We start from the raw sequence: 2396 nt of genomic DNA on the forward strand, positions 1-2396 counted from the left end.
CGGCTGCACGCCGAACGCCTTGTACCATTCGTCGAAGTTGCGCACGATGCCGTTGACCCGGTACTGCGGCGGCGAGTGTGGGTCGGTGACGAGGAACTGGCGCGCCTGCGCCTCGCGCACCTTCGAACGCCAGACCTGCGCCCAGCCCATGAAGAAGCGCTGGTCGCCGGTGACGCCGTCGATCACCGGCGCTTCCTTGCCGTTCAGCGAGAGCTTGTAGGCGCGGTAGGCGAGACTGAGGCCGCCGAGATCGCCGATGTTCTCGCCCATCGTCAGCTTGCCGTTGACGCAGGCCTTGCCATCCTTGCCGTCGTCGAACGGGCAGAAGGCATCGTACTGCGCCGCCAGCGCCGCCTGCAGCTTCTGGAACGCAGCGAGATCCTGCGGCGTCCACCAGTCGCGCAAGTTGCCGGTGCCGTCGTACTTGGCGCCCTGGTCGTCGAAGCCGTGGCTCATCTCGTGGCCGATGACCGCGCCGATGCCGCCGTAATTGACCGCCGGATCGGCCGAGAGGTTGAAGAACGGCGGCTGCAGGATCGCCGCCGGGAAGACGATCTCGTTCATCGCCGGGTTGTAGTAGGCGTTCACCGTCTCCGGCAGCATGCCCCATTCAGTGCGATCGACCGGACCGCCGATGCGGTTCATATCGAAGGCGGTCTGCCACTTGCCCGCCGCCATGGTGTTGCCCAGCGGGTCGGTGGCCGAGAAGGTCAGGCCCTCATAGGTCTTGAACACGTCCGGCTGGCCGATCTTGGGGGTGAAGGCGTCGAGCTTCTCCTCGGCCTTTACCCGCGTGACCGGGCTCATCCACTTGAGGTCCTTGAGGTTGGCGGCCATCGCCTTGCGCAAGTTGGCGACGAGGTCGGCCATCGCCGCCTTCTGCGCGGGTGGGAAATACTTCGCCGCGTAGAGCTTGCCGACGAGTTCGCCCGCCATGCCCTCGACCGCCGCGATGCCGCGCTTCCAGCGGGGGCGCTGCTCGGGCTGGCCGCTCAGGGTCTTGCCGTAGAAATCGAAGGTGGCGGCATCGATGTCGCTGGGCAGGACCGAGGCGTTGTCGCGCAGGAAGTGCGCGGCGAGGTAGGCCTGCCAGGTGGCGATCGGGGTGGTCTCGATCAGCTTGACGACGGCGGGCATGCCGGGGCCGAACTGATCGCCCGCCTTGGCCGGGTCGATCCCTGCAGCCTTGAACTCCTCGGCCGTCGGCGGCATCTCGCCGATCAGCACGTAGCTGGCCTTGTCCGCGCCCACGGCCGACAGGAACGCCTTGACGACGCCGGGCGAGCCCATTGCTTCGAATTCGGCGAGCGGCACCTTGTTGTACGTGAGGTCCGGGTTGCGGGCGGCGGCACGGTCCCAGTCGGCCTTGGCGAGCTGCGTTTCCAGCGCCAGCACCGAAGCGGCGGCGGCCGGGGCATCGGCGTAGCCCGCCTTGCCGAGCACGAACGTCAGGTAGGCCTTGTACTTGTCGCGCAGTTCCACCGAGCGGGCGTCGGTCTTCAGGTAGTAGTCGCGGTCGGGCAGGCCCATGCCGGAGATATTGGCATTGAGCGCGTAGATGTCGCTCTGCTTGTCGTCGGCGCCGACATAGAGGCCGATCGGCGAGGCATAGCCGGGCTTGCCGAACAGCGTGGCGATGTCGGTGGGGGTCTTCGCCGCCTTGATCGCGGCGAGGTAGGGCTGCGCCGGGGCGAAGCCCGCCTTGTTGATCGCATCGACGTCCATGAACGCCTTGTAGGCCGCCGCGATACGCGCCGCGTCGCTGCCGGGCGCCGGGTTGGCGGCAAGCAGATCGTCGAGGATGCCGTGGACGCGGTTTTCCGAAAGGTCGCTCAGTTCGATGAACGAGCCCCAGCGGGTGCGGTCGGCGGGAAGCACCGCCGTCTTGTTCCAGACGCCGTTGACGTAGGCGTCGAAGTCGTCGCCCGGCTTGGCCGCAGTGTCGATCCACTGGGTCTGGACGCCGAACTTGCCCCAGTCGGCCGAGGGCGCGAGCGCGGGCTTGGCTGCGGGCGCAGCGTCCTGCGCGAAGACGGGAGCGGAGAAGGCGAGAACGGAAAGCGCGGCGCTCGCAAGGAGCGCCTTGCCGGCATAACGAAGCATGTCGTGACCTTTCGGACGGGGGCGACAGGATATTTCGGCCGGATCAGGACGACCGGCGATGGCGCGTAACTTAGTTACACGCGCGCGCAACGCCAGTGAAAAAGCAGCAGTGTTGGAGGTAAATCGCGCGTTGTCCCCGACTTGCCCCGACTTGTTTGACCTGAGCCAGTCTTCAAGCGATGCGCGCGGCCCATGAGGCTTCGACAAGCTCAGCCTGAGCGGGTTTGGGGGCAAAGGTTCTGGCATCGCGGGGACAACAGCCAAACCCCGCTCACCCTGAGCTTGTCGAAGGG

1 protein-coding gene is annotated in these 2396 nt (G+C 66.8%); it reads right to left on the bottom strand.

Annotated features, from left to right (window positions below; all coding sequences use genetic code 11):
* Positions 1–2103: M13 family metallopeptidase (locus ACYPYD_RS24345; RefSeq protein ID WP_459666013.1), on the bottom strand; the 2103-nt coding region annotated here is incomplete at its 3' end.
* Positions 2104–2396 lie beyond the last annotated feature (293 nt).

The organism is Novosphingobium sp. 11B (genome assembly GCF_054589055.1).